Origin of the sequence: Pisciglobus halotolerans (assembly GCF_900113675.1) — a bacterium.
Taxonomy (GTDB): Bacteria; Bacillota; Bacilli; order Lactobacillales; family Carnobacteriaceae; genus Pisciglobus; species Pisciglobus halotolerans.
This window is the reverse complement of the sequence record NZ_FOQE01000010.1, coordinates 40,927-60,324: the sequence shown is the minus strand read 5'-3', so window position 1 is coordinate 60,324 and position 19,398 is coordinate 40,927. Positions and strand designations below refer to the sequence as shown.

Sequence of the window (19,398 nt, the reverse complement as noted above, 5' to 3'; positions counted from 1 at the left end):
AATGGGAATGAAGATAGGGATTTTCACCGACACCTATTTTCCTCAAGTAAGCGGTGTGGCCACTTCTATCCAGACACTTAAGGAAGAACTTGAGGATAATGGACACGAAGTTACGATATTTACTACAACTGATCCACATGCCAATGAAGAAGAAGAAAAAGACATTGTCCGGTTCACGAGTATTCCATTTTTTTCTTTTAAAGACCGACGTGTTGCAATTGGAGGAAAACATCAAGCATTGAAGATGGCTCGTCAATTAGGGTTAGAAATGATCCATACGCAAACAGAGTTCAGTTTGGGTTTGACGGGTAAATATGTAGCAGAACAAATGCGTATCCCTTGTGTCCATACCTATCACACTTTATACGAAAGATACCTTCATTATGTTGCTAAGGGGAAAATTTTACGTCCTAGTCATGTCAAAATCATGTCAAAATATTTTTGTAATCAAACAGATGGTATCATTGTACCCAGTGAGAAAACAAAACAGATTTTACTGAGCTATGGTGTTAGCCAAAAAATAGCTGTAATCCCGACTGGTGTCAACTTGAAAAAACTGAGTGCAAAATCTGATCGAGATATTCGTTGCGAATTAAATATTTCTGCGCATAATATTGTGCTGCTTTCTTTAAGCCGATTAGCAGAAGAAAAAAATATTGAAGCATTGTTGCATGCAATGCCGGAAATTTTAAGACGCTATCCTTCAGCAAAAATGCTTGTAGTTGGTGACGGACCAAATAGAATGGCGCTTGAACAATTATCTGAAGATTTGTCGCTAAAAGAAGCATTGTATTTCGTCGGAGAAGTCAAAAGCAGCGAAGTGAATGCCTATTATCAAGCTGCTGATCTTTATGTCAATGCTTCGAGTAGCGAGACACAGGGATTGACTTATATTGAAGCCATTGCGGCAGGAACAGCCATTATTGCTAAAGATTGTTCATATACGAATATGCTGATTTATAGCGGCGATTTTGGCGCTACGTACCATACTGACAAAGAGCTGGCACAAACCGTTATTCAATATCTTGAAAAAAGTCATTCAGAAAATCAAGAGGCGATTGAACGCAAACACCTGCTGCAAGCTATCTCATCAGAGGTTTTTGCAGAAGAAGTCATGGATTTTTATGAGACTGTTCTTGACACTTATACATGGGATAAAGAATTTTCCTCTTAATAAAATCAAAATCCCATTGAGAGGAGATGATGAGATGCAAGTGACCATGTTTTCTTCAGCTGAAAAAGTGCAAGGCCAAGGAGTGGGCAGTGCTTATTCAGAGTTGATTCGACTATTAAAAAAGTACCATTCAGATGAGATCCAAATCAATATCAATCAGTATCGCCGAACGCAATTGAGCCATTATCATACCATTGATATACCCTTTTACATCACAACTTTTTTTAGGAAAAGATTTGGCAGAAGGATTGGCTATGTCCATTTTCTGCCATCTACTTTAAAGGGCAGCCTTCATTTACCTAAAATCATTGAAAAAATACTCTATCGATATGTCATTTCTTTTTATAAGCGGATGGATCATTTGGTAGTCGTTAATCCAGTTTTTATAGAAGAACTAGTGAAAGTGGGCATCCCTAGAGAACACATTACTTATATTCCAAATGTTGTATCTAATGATCAATTTTTCCCTAATACAGATCAAGAAATCAATGCATTGCGAGCGAAAAAAGGATTGGCGCAAGACCGATTCGTTGTATTTGGAGCAGGACAGGTACAGGAGCGAAAAGGGGTATTTGATTTTATTCAACTGGCTGAGGCTATGCCTGACATTCAATTTATTTGGGCCGGTGGCTTTTCGTTTGGAAAAATAACAGATGGATACGAAAAATATAAGTATGCTATGGAGCATCCACCCAAAAACTTATTGTTTACGGGAATCATTCAACGAGAAGATATGCGTGACTATTATCAACTGGCTGATTTGTTTTTATTGCCTTCTTACGAGGAATTGTTTCCGATGTGTATACTAGAAGCTTTTGCATGTGAAACGCCTGTTATGCTGAGAGATCTTTTTTTGTATAAGCCGGTTCTAGAAGGGTATTATGAACCAGCTGCTGACCAGAAAGAAATGGCAGAAAAAATAGTTCAATTAAAAAACAATCCGATTGATTTACAGAATGTAAAGAAAAAAGCAATTGCTGGGAATCGCTTCTATGCTGAAGAAAAAACGGCAGAGTTATGGAAAATATTTTACCAACAGCAATTAGCAGTTTATCAAAAAGAACAGCAAAAGAGTCACAGTGACTTGGTTTAAAAATAGAGCGAATAAAATGAACATCAACACGTTGTTTTCGAAGTTGAGGTTCATTTTTTTTATGTGCGTTATGTTATACTAAAAAAAGAAGATGAAGAAAAGGAGTGGAATAATATGAATAAAATAGGGTTCATTGGAACAGGTGTAATGGGCGCTTCAATTGTTAAACACCTTCTCCATGCAGGATATGAAATGCATGTGTTCAACCGTACCAAAAGCAAAACAGATGAACTGGTTGAAATGGGTGCGGTTTGGCACGATACACCAGCGGAAGTCACTGCAGCTTCAGAAGCTGTCTTTTCAATCGTGGGCTATCCAACAGACGTAGAAGAAATTTATTTTGGTGACCAAGGCATTTTTTTGGCTGCTCATAACGACCAAATATTGATCGACATGACAACCAGCACACCTACTTTGGCAAAGAAAATATTTGATCAAGGGAAAGAAAAGGGGATAGCTGTCTTGGATGCGCCAGTCTCAGGTGGAGACTTAGGTGCTAAAAAAGGAACATTGACGACAATGGTTGGAGGAGAGCAAGATGCTTTCGATCATATTAAACCTCTTTTTGATGTTTTTTCTAGCAAAGTTAATCTTCAAGGCCCTGCAGGAAGTGGCCAACATACAAAAATGGCGAATCAAATCATGATTGCCGGAACGATGACCGGAATGACCGAACTGTTGGTTTATGCTGATAAAGCGGGGTTGAATCTAGAAAAGGTATTAGATACAGTTGGAGGAGGCAGTGCTCAGAACTGGTCATTGTCTAATTATGCTCCGCGTATTTTAAAGGAAGATTATTCTCCAGGTTTCTTTGTTAAACACTTTGTCAAAGATTTGAAAATAGCTTTGGACGAAGCTAAAAAGATGGGAATTGATTTGCCAGCAACTGCTTTGGCAGAAAAATTGTATGAAAAATTAGAAGATAATGGACACGGCAATGATGGGACACAAGCTTTGATCAAGCTATGGTGGAACGATTAATAAATCAAACTGATTCATTAAAAAAAAGACGGGGTTGTTGTCCCGTCTTTTTTTATGAGATAAAAGGAAACACAACCATTTTTTTTCATAAGAGAAACGTTTTTTTCAAAAAAATAGTGTAGTTTAATGTTATTTGAAAAGAAATCTGTTAAAATGATACTGAGTTAAGACTTGAAAGGGGCACAAAGTATGAAATCTTCACAACTAACAGCCATTATTCGTCGTTTGGAAGCAATGGTTGAAGATAAAGATAACGAAGTGCAAGTTCGCCGTTTTGAAAAAAATGGAGAAGAACGTTGTCTGATTACCTACGATACAAAAGCTGAAACGTTCGAATTAGAAGAACATGAAACAAATCAAGTGTATAAATTCGATGATATCGATTTGATCGCTATTGAAATTTATGAATTGCTACAAGACTAATTTTTTCATTAGCTTTTTTACACACAAACGAATAAAAAAAGGAATTGAGCGGATATGTTCGATTCCTTTTTTATATCAAAAGGACAAACCCATTTTTTAAAAGTTGAAAAGATCTTACAAGTTAAAGATAGACCATTTAAAATTGAACCAAATGGTGTTAAAGTAGAGAGGGTTTAAATCAACTAAATCGCGAGGAGTAGGGTCTTCTGTTTGTCAACAAATGAAAAACCAGCTCTTCTTTTTTAAAAGGATGGAAAAAATGAAGATTTTAGTACAAAAATTTGGCGGAACGTCTGTTAAAGATGAAGAAAGCCGCACAGCAGCAAAAAAACATGTTGAACATGCTGTTTCAGAAGGTTATAAAGTGATCGTTGTTGTTTCTGCGATCGGACGAAAAGGTGATCCATATGCAACGGATTCTTTATTGGACATGGTAGAAGGCTATCACAGCTTTTTAGATCCACGAGAAAAAGATATGCTTCTCTCAGTGGGAGAAACGATCTCCACAGCCGTTTTTACTCATCTATTGAAAAAAAGCGGTCTTTCTGCAGTAGGGTTGACCGGTCAAGATGCTGGTGTTTTAACAAGTGATGATTATGGAAATGCAAAGGTAAAAGAAATCAATACAGATCTTATCAATCATTACTTTAAAACCAATGATGTTGTTGTTGTGGCCGGTTTTCAAGGTGTTTCAGAAAATGGACACATCACAACGATCGGAAGAGGCGGCAGCGACACCACCGCAGCCTTTTTAGGTGCTGCGTTCCAAGCAGCAAGAATCGATATTTTTACGGATGTTTCCGGCTTGATGACAGCTGACCCTCGTTTGGTAGAAAGTGCTCATTTTTTAGACACTGTCAGTTACTATGAAGTTAGTAACATGGCGCATGAAGGCGCAAAAGTTATTGATCCAAGAGCAGTCGAAATTGCTCTACAAGCTGGCATTCCTTTACGTATCCGTTCTACCTATCAGCCGGTTGATGTGTTGGGTACACTGGTTACTCATGTGGAAAGTCAGATTGAACATTATCGTTTGGTAACAGGGATCGCTCATGTAAAAGACTTGATTCAGTTCACCCTTCACGCTGACAATCAGCAGCAGGAAAAAGTATTTTCAGCGTTAGCAAGTGCTGGGATCAGCTTGGACTTTATCAACCTATTCACTGATTCAGCGGTTTTTACAGTCAAAGCACATCATGAAGCGGCTGCAAAAGAAATTTTTACTGCTCACCAATGTGACTTTGATGAACGATTAGATTGTTCCAAAGTGGCTATTGTCGGGGCAGGAATCACTGGTGTCCCAGGAGTAATGGCTAAAATCGTTTCTGCTTTGAATCTGGAAGGCATTCCTTTCTATCAAACTTCTGACAGCTATACTACGATTTGGGTCTTGATTGATGGAAAGAATCTTAAAAAGGCTGTGAATACATTACACACCGTATTCTTACATTGAGCAACCTTTGAGAGAATTGATATTTCTGTGTTTTTGCGTATAATAAAAAATAAGAAGACAAAGGAGTACTGTTTCAGGTGCTCCTATTTTAATGAGCAGGAGTAAGGTATGTTTACACAATTTAAACCGACATGGATGGTAGAAGCAATCTACCAGATCACGCCAGATCAATTAAGAGAACAAGGTGTCAAAGCTGTTTTGACAGATCTTGATAATACATTGATCGCTTGGAATAATCCTGATGGAACAGAAGAACTGATTGAATGGATCGACCGAATGAAGTTGGCTGATATCCCAGTGATCATTTTATCCAATAACAGTGATGATAGAATCAAACGTGTAGCTGAGTTGTTAAAGCTGAGGTATATCCCTCGTGCATTAAAGCCGTTTAAAAAAGGATTTACCGAAGCATCGAAGCAGCTGCAGTTAGAAAAACATGAAATATTGATGGTTGGCGATCAAATCATGACAGATATTTGGGGAGCGAACCGGTCAGGAATCAGAAGTGTTCTCGTGCGTCCCATCATTGATTCCGATGCTTGGAACACCAAAATCAACCGTTTTTTTGAATTGCATATCATGAGAGCATTAATAAAAAACGATCCAGACATGAAATGGAGGAATGGGATACATGACAGAAACGCAATTAAGTGAGGAAGAAGTAATCCATTGTGTTGGTTGTGGTGCAGTCATACAGATTTCAGATAAGGAGAAAATAGGTTATACTCCTTCTGGTGCCCTTAAGAAAGGACTTGAAAAAGGAGAAGTATATTGTCAAAGATGTTTTAGGCTTAGAAACTATAACGAGATCCAAGACGTTTCTCTAACAGACGATGATTTCTTAAAATTGTTAAATAAAATTGGAACTAAAGATGCATTGATCGTTAATGTGATTGATATCTTTGATTTCAATGGCAGTTTAATCGCAGGTCTTCAAAGATTTGTCGGAAAGAATCCGATATTGCTAGTGGGGAATAAAGTAGATCTCTTGCCTAAATCCATGAAGAAGAGCAAAATGACACAATGGCTGCGTGAAAGAGCGCATGAAGCTGGTTTGCGTCCAATTGATGTGATGCTGACCAGTGCTGTCAAACAGCATGAAATAGAACAACTGAAACAGACGATCGAAAAGTATCGAGACGGCAAGGATGTGTATGTCGTTGGCGTAACGAATGTTGGAAAATCAAGTATCATCAACGCTATTATTCAAAACTCAGCCGGCATCAAAGACTTGATCACGACTTCTCAATTCCCGGGGACGACTTTGGATCAAATCGAGATTCCTTTAGATGATGGAAAAGCTATTATCGATACGCCAGGGATCATTCATCGAAATCAGATGGCCCACGTTTTAGGCGAGAAAGACTTAAAATTGATTTCACCTAAAAAAGAGATCAAACCAAAAGTTTATCAGCTGAAATCGAAACAGACTCTGTTTTTTGGCGGTATAGCACGATTTGACTTCATTGAAGGTGAGGAACATGCTTTTACTTGTTTTATGTCTAATGACTTGAACATTCATCGAACAAAACTTGAAAATGCGGATGACTTGTATTTACGCCAGGTTGGAGATTTATTGCAGCCTCCTCGTCTTGATGAAAAAGAAGGATTTCCTCCATTGGTGCGCCATGAATTTTCAATCAAAGAAAAATCAGATATCGTATTTTCCGGATTAGGATGGGTGACAGTCCAAAAACCAGGCGCAATTGTTGCTGGATGGGCTCCTGAAGGGATCGATGTCGTCATTCGCAAGTCGATCGTATAAGAATTGAAAAGAGAATGGAGCATAAAAATGAAGTTAACGGGTAAACAAAAAAGCTTTTTGAGAAGTAAGGCACACCATCTACATCCCATTTTTCAAATTGGAAAAAATGGCATAAATGATGAACTGCTAAAACAAATCGGGGAAGCTTTAGAAAAAAGAGAATTGATCAAAATCAGTTTATTACAGAACACAGACGAAGAAGCAGCAGACGTGGCTTCAGCAGTTGAAGAAACGATCGATGCCAAAGCAGTACAAATAATCGGCAGAGTGATCGTTTTGTTCAAACCTTCTAGTCAAGAGAAATATCAACGGATTTCATCACAACTGCCTGCTGCAAAAAAAGAGTAGACGTCTTTAGCAAAGGAAGAGATCAGACATGACACGATCAGTTAAAACAATGGACCATACACAAATTTCAAGTGAAATGGCGACCGAATTATCTGAAAAAAAAAGGATAGGGATTCTAGGCGGAACGTTTAATCCGCCTCATATTGCTCACTTAGTGATGGCAGATCAAGTTTGTCAGCAATTGGGGCTAGACAAAATTTGTTTTATGCCGACCTACCTTCCGCCGCATGCTGATGAGAAGAAAACCATTGCAGCTCATCATCGTGTCCGAATGGTAGAAGAAGCAATCAAAGAAAACCAAATGTTTGATATTGAAAAAATCGAAATCGAGCGCGGTGGAAAGAGCTATACATTTGACACGATGAAACAGCTGACACAACTTCATCCCGACACAGAATATTATTTTATTATCGGCGGCGACATGGTCAATGATCTGCCGAACTGGTATCGCATCGATGAATTGACCAACTTAACTCAATTTGTCGGGATCAGACGCCCAGGATTTCCTGTGGAGAGCCGCTATCCACTATTGTGGGTAGATGTGCCGCAAATCGATGTTAGTTCTACTTCTTTGCGAAACAAAATCTCCCGTGGCTGTACTGTACAATATTTGGTTCCTGATGCAGTTATGCAATATATCAACCGGGAAGGACTGTACAAAAATGAAAACTAATCCATCCATCGTCTACTCCGGAGATTATTTTGCTTTATCGAGAGACGCACTTATAGACCAAGTGAGAAAACAAATGGGACCCAAACGTTTTGAGCATGTTTTGCGTGTAGAACAAGCTGCGCTCGCTTTAGCAGAACGTTATCAAGTCTCACTGGAAAAAGCGAGTATTGCAGCTTTGACTCATGACTATGCCAAAGAGCAAGATGATCAGAAAATGAAACACTTGATTGAAACAGAAAAATTGGACAGCGACATGATCCCTTTTGGAAATAATATTTGGCATGGACCATGCGGGGCAGTGATGGTTCAAAAAGAGTTAGGAATAACAGATGAAGATATTTTAAATGCGATCCGCCATCATACGATCGGCGCACCAAAAATGTCTTTATTGGAACAAGTTATTTATGTAGCTGATTACATTGAAGAGGCTAGGGATTTTCCTGGAGTGGAAGAAGCACGCGCACTAGCATTTGATAGTTTAGAAAAAGTGGTAGCTTATGAAACCCACCATACATTGAGTTATTTGATCGAAAACAGAAAAGCTGTCTATCCTAAAGCCATAGAAACATATAACGCATGGACAGCCAAATAAATAGGAGTGAATAAATGAATAATACGAGCGAAGCATTACTAAAAACAGTCGTTAAGGCTGCAGATGACAAACGAGCAGAGGATATTTTGGCGCTTGATGTACAGTCTATTTCCCTGCTGGCTGATTATTTTGTTGTGATGCACGGGAATAACGAAAAACAAGTAGGAGCTATTGCAGAAGGGATCATCGAAGAAGCTGAAAAAGCAGGATATGAAGTAAAACATGTGGAAGGCCGAAATGCTTCCCAATGGGTATTGATCGATCTAGGGGACGTTGTGGTACATGTTTTCTATTACTCAGAGCGTTCATTTTATAATTTAGAAAAATTGTGGAGTGATGCACCTTTAGTAGACATTTCCGGCTGGATAGCGGAATGAATTATGAAACCTTCGCCGAAGTTTATGATGAGTTGATGGATGACCAGTTATATGATCGCTGGTTAACTTATACGAGCCGATACTTGGATGAATCGGATGGAGAGCTGTTGGATCTAGCTTGTGGTTCAGGCGTACTGGCCGTTCGTTTGGCTCAAGAAGGCTACCGTGTGACCGGCCTTGACTTATCTCATGAGATGTTAGAGCTCGCCTTCCAAAAAGCAGTCGCAGCTGATGTCTACTTGCCCTTGATACAAGGAAATATGTTAGATTTGGGAGACATTGGTCAGTATGATATCATTACTTGTTACTGCGACTCTCTCTGCTATTTACCAGACGAAAAAGCAGTAGGAAAAGTCTTTCAAGAAGTTGCAGCCCATTTAACGGAGACAGGTATTTTTCTTTTTGATGTGCATTCGATATATCAGATAGATGAGATTTTTCCTGGATATACATTCAATGATCAAAATGAAGAGGTTAGTTTTCTTTGGAAAAGCTATGTTGGAGAACATCCGCATTCAATCGAACATGACCTAACCTTTTTTGTGCGACAAGAGGATTCAGGATTATATCATCGGATTGAAGAAACACATAAAGAACGAACATACCCCATCGAAACCTATCAGCAACTGTTAAGAGAAGCTGGATTTACTTCTATCCATATCACAGCTGACTTTGACCAGGACATTAAAAAGGATAGCCAACGCTGGTTTTTTGCTTGTCGAAAATAAAAAGAACGTTGAGTAAAAAGAAAGAGCTGATGAAGATGAAAGCTGTAGGCGTCATTGTTGAATATAATCCTTTTCACAATGGGCATCTCTATCATTTGCAGCAAGCACGTGAACAAACGCAAGCTGACGTAGTGATCGCAGTAATGAGCGGGAACTTTTTACAGCGAGGAGAACCGGCAATTGTAGATAAATGGGCACGTGCTGCAATGGCTTTAGCAGGTGGAGCTGACTTGGTTGTGGAGTTGCCGGTCCTCTTCAGTGTTCAGCCTGCTGATTACTTTGCAAAAGGCGGTATTTCTTTATTGCAAGGGTTAAAATGCGAAGCTATTTGTTTTGGAACAGAAAGCGGCACTGCTGAAGATTACGAACTGTTTGCTAAACGGTGGCATGCAAATAATAAACATTTGCAACAAGTTTTTCAAGAAGAAAAAAATGATGGTTCGACTTATGCCGCACAAATGAGTCATGTAATAGAGAAAATAACGGCTGATCTGACAATAGATGTTCATTCTCCAAACACTATTTTAGGATTGGCTTACGCAAAAGAAAATGCTCGGTACTTAGAACCGATGCAATTGGTTCCAATCCAACGAAGAGGTGCTCAGTATCATGACCACACCATTGCTTCAGGTTCATTTGCTAGTGCTACAGCGATCCGAAAGGCCTTACGGAACAAAAAAAGCGAATTAAGCGAGCTGGAAGAGGTGCTGCCGCTTTCCAGTATCCGTGAATTGGAACAGCATGTAGAGGTAGACTGGCAGTCGTTTTGGCCATTATTAAAATACCAGATCCTCGTTCAGTCACCTGAACAGTTGCGAGAAATCTATCAAATGACTGAAGGCATAGAGTACCGGCTAAAACAAAAGGTTTTAAATGCAGACTCTTTTTCTGCATTTGTTTCTGAAGTTAAGACAAAGCGCTTTTCGTGGGTACGTCTTCAACGGTTATGCGTTTATATTTTATTGCAATTAAAAGAAAATGAAGTGAAAAAAGCTTTATCAGAGCCCCCTATTGCTCATCTTCTAGGTTTCAATAAGAGAGGGCAAGCTTACTTGAGTGAAAAGAAAAAGAGTTTTTCAGTGCCATTATTGACTCGCATTCATCAAAAAAATAATGAGTTGTGGTATAGTGACATCAAAGCAGGCAGAATCTATGCATTAGCAAATGAAAAGATAAGAGAGCAAGATTACGGAAGGGTTCCGATTCAAAAATAAATCATATTTCCAACAAGATCAGCGAAAAACTAGAAGATAGCCTGTAAGGTAAATTTTCTTGACAACCCATTTGTTCGCTAGTATAATAATTCTTGTTGCTTTAGGAGTGAAAAAAGTTGAAAATGAAGTGGTCACTTAACGAATTATATAAGTATCGAGAAGAGCCGTTTAATTTTTCAGACACGATTGACTTAAAAGAATCGCTGATGAAAAGAGATAACGAAATTTTAGATGCTTCTCCTATTCATTTTGATGGAATACTTGCAATAGATGAAGAAGAGTTGATTCTTCATATGAACGTTTCATTGGAATTGACACTCCCTTCTGCAAGATCATTAGAACCAGTAAATTATCCGATGGCTTTTACGATCGATGAGATCTATATTCCTCGAACAGCTGGCGATATCAAAGAAGACAATGAAGACGAGGTCGTGATCAAGTTAGAACATGACTGGATCGATTTGACAGAAAGCATTGAAGATTCTGTTTTGCTTCATCTTCCTCTGCAAGTTTTTACAGAAGAAGAAAAAGAACGTCAGGAAATGCCTAGTGGTGAGAACTGGACTGTGATTTCAGAAGAAGATTACTTTTCTTCTGAAAAGCCAGATTCGTCTGAAACGATTGATCCGCGTCTAGCGGGATTGAAAGATTTCTTTAAAGACGATTCTAGTGAAGAATAACAAAAACAGCATTTTCTATTTTTCAATGGAATAGAAAGCAAGAGCAATCTTTTAAGGAGGTGTAGAGAATGGCAGTACCAGCTAGAAGAACATCAAAAGCTAAAAAAGCGAGACGTCGTACACACTTCAAATTAGAAGTGCCAGGTATGAACGCATGCCCTAACTGCGGCGAATTGAAAAAAAGCCATCACGTTTGCTCATCATGCGGACATTACGATGGAAAAGAGGTTGTAAGCAAAGAAGCTTAACCTTTTCAAGAAACACTTTTGAGGACCATGGCCTCAAAAGTGTTTTTTTTAATGAATTTTTTGCTGAAAACAGGTATAATAGATTATGATTCTATTAGACGAGCGGTTCTTCAATGATTAAAAAATGCAACAAATCTACGCATTAATATCTGATGTTAACTGCAAAAAAAATATTGATTCAACGAAAAGGAGCTTATACGATCATGGAACCGCAAACCATTACCCCTGCAATCATCGTATTGTATTTATTGCCATTGATGGTCTTTTTTTTCTTTCGCAAATCCATTGACCGTCATTTTAAAAAAAACCACACGCGGATTAAACTAGCTGATCTTATGGTTCCCTATTTACTCGTAGGGATACATATTCTGAGCCAGCTAGCTTTTCATTTCACCATATTTCCTTATTTTCTTATTTTTATTTTCAGTCTAGCCATTGGGCTGCTGTTTTATTTTGCTTTTAAAAAAGGAGAAATATTATATCGCTCGTTTTTTAAAAGCTGGTGGCGATTTGTTTTTTTAAGTGCGATGACTACTTACTATGGTTTAGTGATTGCACATTTTGTTGTTTCAATCTAATGATGAAACAACATCATTGTCTTCTTCACGGATGTAAGGCAGCTTGCTTACTAGAGAAAAACTGAAAAAATTATTTCGTTTTAAAATAGTAGCCAACTTTGTTCTCAGAGTTGGCTGCTATTTTTTTGCTTATTTTCAGCAAAATTTCATTAGAGGCGTAGATTGGCTTTGGCTGAAACCTATTTGTAAAAAAATATTTTCTCCTATTCATTTTTTTTTGAGAAAGCTCTGTGTTTTGTTGGATCAAAAGAGATCAAAAGTTTGTTCATATCAAACAAATTTATCTTGAAACAGTGGTAAGAAAAGTAGGAGCCAGACAAGTGAAAAAACTTGAATGTTTTGAAAAGGGGTAAAGCCATGAATAAAATTCATTTGGTACAAAAAATCGGGTGAAATTTAGGGGAAAAATGGCATGATTTTCTTGTTTTTTTGGGACAGCTCCCCACTATCTAAACCAGCTGTCATAACGATAGATGGTCCTTTTTTTACAAAAAGAAGACAGACATAAAAAAAATAGATTTCAGGTGGTGTAATGTGGGGCGTTGTGGTAGACTGGAGATAATTAGTGATGATAGGGGTGACTATAGACATGCTAATGGGTGAATTTAAGCACAATATTGATGCAAAAGGGCGTTTGATCATGCCTGCTAAATTTAGAGAAGATCTAGGCGAGAAATTCATCCTGACAAGAGGACTTGATGGCTGTCTGTTTGGTTATCCACAAAAGCAGTGGGAAGAGTTAGAAGAGAAACTGAAACAACTTCCTTTAGCTAAAAAAGAAGCTCGTGCTTTTACCCGCTTTTTTTATTCTGCTGCAACAGAATGCGAGATTGATAAACAAGGTAGAATCAACATCCCGCAAACACTAAGAAAACATGCAGTACTTGAAAAAGTTTGTTACATCATTGGTGTTTCTGAACGTATTGAAATCTGGAGCGAAGAGAAATGGCTGCAGTTTTCTGAAGAAGCTGAAGAATCATTTGATGAGATTGCAGAAGATATGATTGATTTTGGATTTTGATTTTACATTGAGGAAGGAAGATGAAGGTGCCTGAATTTAATCACGAAACAGTTTTGCTGCACGAAACAGTAGATGGGCTTTCCATTTTTCCTGAAGGGATATATGTGGATTGTACTCTCGGAGGGGCAGGGCATAGTGAGTATCTCTTATCTCAATTGAACGAGAAAGGGCATCTTTATGCATTCGATCAAGACGAACGAGCCATCCAACATGCACAAGACAAGTTGGCGTCTTATATTGAAAAAGGCATGGTAACGTTCATAAAAGCTAATTTTAGAGAAATAAAAAAAGAGCTTTATGATAGAAATATTCATCATGTAGATGGTATTTTATATGACTTGGGCGTTTCTTCTCCTCAATTAGATCAGGCAGAAAGAGGATTTAGTTATCACCAAGATGCACCTTTAGATATGAGAATGGATACCGATGCCTCTTTAACAGCAAAAGAAATTGTAAACCAATGGCCATATGAAAAACTGGTCAAAATCTTTTATCGTTATGGAGAAGAAAAGTTTTCTAAGCAAATTGCACGGAAAATTGAAAAGGCTAGAGAACAGAAAACGATTGAAACCACTGGAGAACTAGTTGAATTGATCAAAGACGCTATACCAGCACCAGCTAGAAGAAAAGGCGGTCATCCTGCAAAAAGAACTTTCCAAGCGATTCGGATCGCTGTAAATGACGAGTTGGGCGCCATCGAAACGTCTTTGGAAGATGCACTCGATTTATTGCATGTTGGTGGACGAATCAGTGTGATCACTTTCCATTCGTTGGAGGATCGAATCGTTCAAGCGATTTACAAAAGCCGTGCTAGAGGTCCAGAGTTGCCGCCAGGTCTTCCTGTGCTGCCAGAACAATACCAAGCGGAATTGAAAATCATCACTCGTAAACCGATCGTTCCTTCTGAAGAAGAAATCGAACGAAATCATAGAGCAAGAAGTTCAAGATTAAGAATTGCTGAAAAACAAAAAGAAACAGTTGTTTAGTGCTTGACACTAGAAAAGAAAGGACGTAAATTTATGGCATTAGAGAACAATCTAGCACAAAATATTTCAGAACAAATTCCTTCCTATGTTCCTCAACAGACGCCAGATAAACCAGCTGGCGGAACAAAAGTACATAAGAAAAAGAAACCTTTTCTTTTTGAGAAAACGCTCATGATCATTGCAGGTGCCATTATCTTTCTGCTGATTTTTGCGGTGATTTCTTTTGAAGTAAAGATTGCGAGTACGAATCGTGCTGTTCAGGATACAAGTAGGGAAATCGCTGAAGCAACGATAATCAATAAAAACCTAGAACAAGAAGTTCAAGAGCTTTCTCGTTATGATCGTGTATATGCTATTGCTAAAGCACATGGCTTAGAGATGAATGAAGAAAATGTAAGGAATGTAACCAAATGAAAACAAAAAACCCCTTGAAGAATAGAAAAAAAATGTCGGTTTTATTGTTTTTTGCTGCGTTGATCATTTACGTTATTTTCGCAGGACGTTTTTCATATATCATGATCAAAGGGGAAGTAAACGGGGAAAATTTGGCCAAAAATGTCAACAATCTTTATACGAGAAGTAGCGTCCTAGAGGCTAACCGTGGAACCATTTATGATGTGGGAGGGGACCCGGTAGCAATGGATGCTACTTCTTATTCATTATATGCTGTGTTGACAGATAAGTGGTCGAGTAAAGCGTCTAAACCTCAGTATGTCGTAGACAAAGAAAAAACAGCAAAAGTCCTAGCACAATATATTGCTATGAGTGAAGAGGAGATCTTAAATCGGCTTAATCAAGATCAGGATCAAGTTGAATTTGGGACTGCTGGAAAAAATCTGTCTTATGAGATTAAAAAGAATATTGAAAATGAAAAACTTCCGGGAATCGAATTTACAAATACGCCGGTTCGGCTCTATCCGAATGGTGTTTTTGCCTCTCACTTAGTCGGAGTGGCACAAATGCCAACTGATAAAAACGGTGAAGCTAAAAAAGGAACAGAACTGACTGGTATTATGGGGATCGAAAAAGTATATAACGACTTATTAACAGGAAAAGATGGCGGAAAAGAATATCAGAAGGACAGTTTTGGTTATGTCTTGCCTAATTCAAAAGTGAAGACAACAGAACCAAAAGATGGTTCGGATATCTATCTCACACTAGACAAAAGAATGCAAGTCTACTTAGAAAGTGTTATGAGTGACGTGTACGACAAATATGAACCAAAAGCCATGACAGCGACTTTGATGGATCCTAAAACGGGTGCCATCGTTGCTGCTTCACAACGTCCTACCTTTAATGGAACGACGAAAGAAGGAATCAACCAATTGTGGCAAAATTTATTGGTTGAAAACACTTATGAACCTGGCTCAACCTTCAAAGTCTTGACTTTAGCAGCATCTATCAATGAAGGTGTGTTCAATCCAGATGAATGGTATAAGTCTGGCTCTGTAAAAGTGGCCGACCGAGTAATCAGAGACGTCAATCGCAATGGGTGGGGAACGATCACCTACTTAGAGGGATTAGAACGGTCAAGTAACGTTGCATTTGTTAACTTAGCTGAAAAAATGAACATGGATGTTTGGAAAAATTACTTAGACCAATTTGGTATTGGAAAATCGACGCAGTCAGGTCTACTAAACGAACAAAAAGGCAGCAATACTTACAAATATGCTGCTGAAAAGGCTACAACTTCTTTTGGGCAAGGTCTAACAGTCACTGTCTTTCAAATGATGCAGGCTTTTTCAGCTGTTGCCAATAACGGAAATATGATGAAGCCTCAGTATATTAGCAAAACAGTTGATCCGAATACGGGGGAAGAAAAAATCATTGAGCCTGAAATCGTCGGAAAGCCGATTTCGGAAGAAACGGCTCGCCAGACTCGTGAATATTTAAAGAGCGTAGTTTATGGCGAACACGGTACGGGTCGACGGTATCAGATTGATGGATACGAGATCGCGGCTAAAACAGGAACCGCTCAAATCGTCAACCCTGAAACAAAAAGCTATTACAGCGGTGGAAACAATTATTTGTATTCAGTCGTAGGTATGGCTCCCGCAGATGATCCAGAATATATCTTGTATATCACTGTTCAACAACCTGAGATCACAGATGGCTCTATATCTGGAGGAGATGTGGTCGCTGAAGTATTCAATCCTGTAATGAAAAGAGCACTTGAATATTCTCATGTGAACGAAGAAGAAAATGCCAATGAAAACCAAGTAGATATGCCAGAAGTAACAGGTCATTCAAAAGAAGATGCCTTATCCTTATTAGAAGAAACACCTTTAGATATTACCATTATTGGAAATGGGGATAAAGTGGTCCAGCAGTTGCCATTGCCGCAAGAAAAATTGATTGAAAACCAAAAAGTTGTTTTAATGACAAATGGCGCCATGACGATGCCTGATATGTCAGGTTGGTCAAAAAATGATGTTTTAAAAGTTTCTGAAATAACAGGTATTGAATTTGTTTTTGATGGAGAAGGGTACGTATCTTCACAAAGCTTGCCTCCTGAAGCGTTGCTAAGCGGCGATGAACAAATCAAAATCGAACTACAGCCAAAATCTGCTGAAGATTAAGAAAAGGTGGAAAAAATGAAATTAGAAGAATTGGTAAAACCTCTTATCACAACAAATGCATTAACAGATATCCCAATGGATTTAGACATCCAACAAGTTGTCCAAGACACAAGACAAGTAACAGGACAAACTCTTTTTATTTGTATCCGCGGCTTTAATGTAAATGGGCATGATGTTGTACAAGAAGCTGTTGAAAAAGGTGCTGTTGCCGTGATCGCCAGTGAACCGATCCAGGTTTCTGTGCCGGTGATTTATGTAAAAGATACAGTAAAAGCTATGGCACAGGTTGGAGGAACCTTTTATCAACACCCTAGCCGCAAAATGAAGATGATCGGTGTAACAGGGACAAACGGTAAAACAACGACGACTTTACTTCTAGATCAGATCTTTAGGGATCATCACGAGAAAACAGGTGTTATAGGCACGATGTATCGTAGGATCGTTGATCAAGTGCTGGAAACAAAGAACACAACACCTGATATTCTTACGACACAAAAGACTTTAGATGAAATGATCTCAGCAGGTGTCTCGACTTGTTCGATGGAAGTTTCCTCACATGCTTTAGTACAAGGAAGAGTATGGGGATTAGATTTTGATGTAGCTATTTTTACCAATTTAAGCCAAGATCATTTGGAGTATCACCATACAATGCATGAATATGCTGAAGCGAAGGCTTTGTTATTTTCGCAGTTAGGCAACAGTTACGATCCGAGTAAACCAAAATATGCCGTTATCAATGCAGATGATCCTTATGGCAGAAGTTTCTTTGAAAAGATCGCAGCACCAATTTTGACATATAGTATGGAACAATCAGCCGATTTTAAAGCTGAAAACTTACAGATCGGCAAACGCGGAACTGGCTTTACCCTTGTTTTTCAAGGAGAAGAATACAAAGTACAAATGAATCTCGTAGGTAAATTCAATGTCATGAATGCATTGGCTGCCATCGCTGGAGCTTATGCTGCAGGAATGCCGCTTGAAGATATTTTAACTTCGATCGAAAAAGTGTCAGGAGTGCGCGGACGCTTTGAACTCGTTCCTGCAGATGTCGATTTTTCAGTGATCGTTGATTATGCTCATACACCAGATGGACTAGAAAATGTGTTGAATGCAGCGAATGAAATTAAAAGCAAACGCGTAATTTGCGTAGTTGGATGCGGCGGGGATCGTGATCCGTCTAAACGTTCCGTAATGGCTGATACATCAATGAGTTTAGCTGATGTTTCCATCTTTACTTCAGATAATCCAAGAACAGAAGATCCTGATGCGATTTTGGATCAGATGACGGGTCACTTAGAGAGCGGAACTTACACACGCATTACTGATCGCCGAAAAGCTATTCAAGAGGCCGTTCAAAAAGCAGAAACTGGGGATATCGTATTGATTGCTGGAAAAGGACATGAAGATTACCAAATCATCGGCACGACTAAACACCATTTTGATGATGTTGAAGAAGCACAGGCAGCCATCAAAGCCATTAAAGAGTAAAAAATTAGGAGATAGAAATATGCATTGGACAGAAATATTGATACCATTAGTAAGCAGTTTTGCCATCACCATTATGGCGATGCCATTAGTCATTGGCTACTTTAGAGCAAAACAGCTAGGACAGACAACTAGAGAAGAAGGACCAAAATGGCATGAAGTCAAAACAGGAACACCCACTATGGGCGGAACCGTTTTCCTAGTTGCGGGTCTTTTGACAGCTATCTGGGTAGCTGTTTGGCAGAATGCTTTGTCTTTGAGCATGGGAATCTTGCTATTTATTCTTATGTTGTATGGACTGTTAGGCTTCTTAGATGACTTTATCAAACTCATGATGAAAAGAAATCTTGGCTTGACATCTGCTCAAAAGTTTCTTGGGCAAGTGATCGGCGGGGCACTATTTTTTGTGGTTTACCGTATAGAAGGATTGTCGACTGCGCTCTTTATCCCGCTTTTTGGCACGATCGATATTGGTTGGCTGTATGGATTGTTTGTTGTTTTTTGGCTCGTTGGTTTTTCAAATGCTGTCAATTTAACAGATGGTCTAGACGGTTTGGCAACCGGCACAAGTATCATTGCCTACAGCGCTTATGCGATCATTGCTTGGTATCAAGGACAAACTGATGTGTTGATATTTTGTTTGGCAATCATCGGCGGTTTGATCGGATTCTTTTTCTTCAATAAAAAACCGGCAAAGATTTTCATGGGAGATGTTGGTTCTTTGGCACTTGGCGGCGGATTGGCAGGGGTATCGATCATCTTAAAACAAGAGTGGAGTCTACTATTGATCGGCTTGATTTTTATTATTGAAACTCTTTCAGTTATGCTGCAAGTCGGTTCTTTTAAATTAAGAGGAAAAAGGATCTTTAAAATGGCGCCTATCCATCATCATTTTGAAATGAGCGGGTGGAGTGAATGGAAAATCGTGCTGGTATTTTGGCTGTTAACAGCTATTTTTTCAGCTATTGAATTAGGTATCATTCTGTAACGATTATATACT

At 38.7% G+C, this 19,398-nt stretch carries 22 protein-coding genes; all 22 read left to right on the top strand.

Annotation, left to right across the window (positions count from 1 at the left end):
* Positions 1-7 precede the first annotated feature (7 nt).
* Entirely contained in the window at positions 8-1,174 is a 1,167-nt protein-coding gene (locus BM057_RS05260) for a glycosyltransferase (protein WP_092091974.1), read from the top strand.
* 34 nt (positions 1,175-1,208) lie between these two features.
* Positions 1,209-2,267: a glycosyltransferase family 4 protein gene (locus BM057_RS05255; protein WP_245741811.1), complete on the top strand. Its 1,059-nt coding sequence runs from the start codon at positions 1,209-1,211 to the stop codon at positions 2,265-2,267.
* Positions 2,268-2,381: 114 nt separating this feature from the next.
* Complete coding sequence (locus BM057_RS05250; RefSeq protein WP_092091972.1) at positions 2,382-3,248, top strand: NAD(P)-dependent oxidoreductase; 867 nt, start codon at positions 2,382-2,384, stop codon at positions 3,246-3,248.
* Between the two features lie 189 nt (positions 3,249-3,437).
* A complete protein-coding gene (locus tag BM057_RS05245) occupies positions 3,438-3,671 on the top strand; it encodes a YkuJ family protein (RefSeq protein WP_047390055.1) in 234 nt (77 codons plus the stop codon).
* A gap of 259 nt (positions 3,672-3,930) precedes the next feature.
* Entirely contained in the window at positions 3,931-5,124 is a 1,194-nt protein-coding gene (gene dapG, locus BM057_RS05240; RefSeq protein ID WP_047390056.1) for an aspartate kinase, read from the top strand.
* 108 nt (positions 5,125-5,232) lie between these two features.
* On the top strand, positions 5,233-5,778 hold the full coding sequence (locus BM057_RS05235) for a YqeG family HAD IIIA-type phosphatase (protein ID WP_047390057.1): 546 nt from the start codon (positions 5,233-5,235) through the stop codon (positions 5,776-5,778).
* Complete coding sequence (gene yqeH, locus BM057_RS05230) at positions 5,756-6,889, top strand: ribosome biogenesis GTPase YqeH (RefSeq protein ID WP_092091970.1); 1,134 nt, start codon at positions 5,756-5,758, stop codon at positions 6,887-6,889. Before BM057_RS05235 ends, yqeH begins: the two co-directional genes overlap by 23 nt.
* 27 nt (positions 6,890-6,916) lie before the next feature.
* Positions 6,917-7,237: a ribosome assembly RNA-binding protein YhbY gene (gene yhbY / locus BM057_RS05225; protein WP_047390059.1), complete on the top strand. Its 321-nt coding sequence runs from the start codon at positions 6,917-6,919 to the stop codon at positions 7,235-7,237.
* Between the two features lie 28 nt (positions 7,238-7,265).
* Positions 7,266-7,910, top strand: a complete 645-nt coding sequence (locus BM057_RS05220) for a nicotinate-nucleotide adenylyltransferase (RefSeq protein WP_092091968.1) — start codon at positions 7,266-7,268, stop codon at positions 7,908-7,910.
* A complete protein-coding gene (yqeK, locus tag BM057_RS05215; protein WP_092091966.1) occupies positions 7,900-8,502 on the top strand; it encodes a bis(5'-nucleosyl)-tetraphosphatase (symmetrical) YqeK in 603 nt (200 codons plus the stop codon). Before BM057_RS05220 ends, yqeK begins: the two co-directional genes overlap by 11 nt.
* A 14-nt stretch (positions 8,503-8,516) precedes the next feature.
* The gene (gene rsfS / locus BM057_RS05210; protein ID WP_047390061.1) at positions 8,517-8,879 is read left to right on the top strand and encodes a ribosome silencing factor; all 363 of its coding nucleotides are present in this window, start codon (positions 8,517-8,519) and stop codon (positions 8,877-8,879) included.
* Positions 8,876-9,607: a class I SAM-dependent DNA methyltransferase gene (locus BM057_RS05205; RefSeq protein WP_092091964.1), complete on the top strand. Its 732-nt coding sequence runs from the start codon at positions 8,876-8,878 to the stop codon at positions 9,605-9,607. The genes rsfS and BM057_RS05205 overlap by 4 nt, the downstream gene beginning before the upstream one ends.
* A gap of 35 nt (positions 9,608-9,642) precedes the next feature.
* On the top strand, positions 9,643-10,821 hold the full coding sequence (locus BM057_RS05200) for a nucleotidyltransferase (protein ID WP_092091962.1): 1,179 nt from the start codon (positions 9,643-9,645) through the stop codon (positions 10,819-10,821).
* Between the two features lie 122 nt (positions 10,822-10,943).
* Positions 10,944-11,501, top strand: coding sequence for a YceD family protein (locus BM057_RS05195; protein WP_047390158.1), 558 nt, complete (start codon positions 10,944-10,946; stop codon positions 11,499-11,501).
* 68 nt (positions 11,502-11,569) lie between these two features.
* Positions 11,570-11,749, top strand: coding sequence for a 50S ribosomal protein L32 (gene rpmF, locus BM057_RS05190; protein WP_047390064.1), 180 nt, complete (start codon positions 11,570-11,572; stop codon positions 11,747-11,749).
* Between the two features lie 152 nt (positions 11,750-11,901).
* Complete coding sequence (locus tag BM057_RS05185; RefSeq protein ID WP_245741809.1) at positions 11,902-12,327, top strand: DUF3397 domain-containing protein; 426 nt, start codon at positions 11,902-11,904, stop codon at positions 12,325-12,327.
* A gap of 589 nt (positions 12,328-12,916) precedes the next feature.
* Positions 12,917-13,348: a division/cell wall cluster transcriptional repressor MraZ gene (mraZ, locus tag BM057_RS05180; RefSeq protein ID WP_047390067.1), complete on the top strand. Its 432-nt coding sequence runs from the start codon at positions 12,917-12,919 to the stop codon at positions 13,346-13,348.
* Between the two features lie 20 nt (positions 13,349-13,368).
* Positions 13,369-14,334, top strand: a complete 966-nt coding sequence (gene rsmH / locus BM057_RS05175) for a 16S rRNA (cytosine(1402)-N(4))-methyltransferase RsmH (protein WP_177186179.1) — start codon at positions 13,369-13,371, stop codon at positions 14,332-14,334.
* A gap of 33 nt (positions 14,335-14,367) precedes the next feature.
* Positions 14,368-14,748, top strand: coding sequence for a cell division protein FtsL (gene ftsL, locus BM057_RS05170; RefSeq protein WP_092091958.1), 381 nt, complete (start codon positions 14,368-14,370; stop codon positions 14,746-14,748).
* Positions 14,745-16,913, top strand: coding sequence for a penicillin-binding protein (locus tag BM057_RS05165; protein WP_092091956.1), 2,169 nt, complete (start codon positions 14,745-14,747; stop codon positions 16,911-16,913). Before ftsL ends, BM057_RS05165 begins: the two co-directional genes overlap by 4 nt.
* Before the next feature lie 15 nt (positions 16,914-16,928).
* Positions 16,929-18,401: a UDP-N-acetylmuramoyl-L-alanyl-D-glutamate--2,6-diaminopimelate ligase gene (locus BM057_RS05160; protein WP_092091954.1), complete on the top strand. Its 1,473-nt coding sequence runs from the start codon at positions 16,929-16,931 to the stop codon at positions 18,399-18,401.
* Between the two features lie 19 nt (positions 18,402-18,420).
* Positions 18,421-19,386: a phospho-N-acetylmuramoyl-pentapeptide-transferase gene (gene mraY, locus BM057_RS05155; protein ID WP_047390072.1), complete on the top strand. Its 966-nt coding sequence runs from the start codon at positions 18,421-18,423 to the stop codon at positions 19,384-19,386.
* The last annotated feature ends 12 nt before the right edge of the window (positions 19,387-19,398 follow it).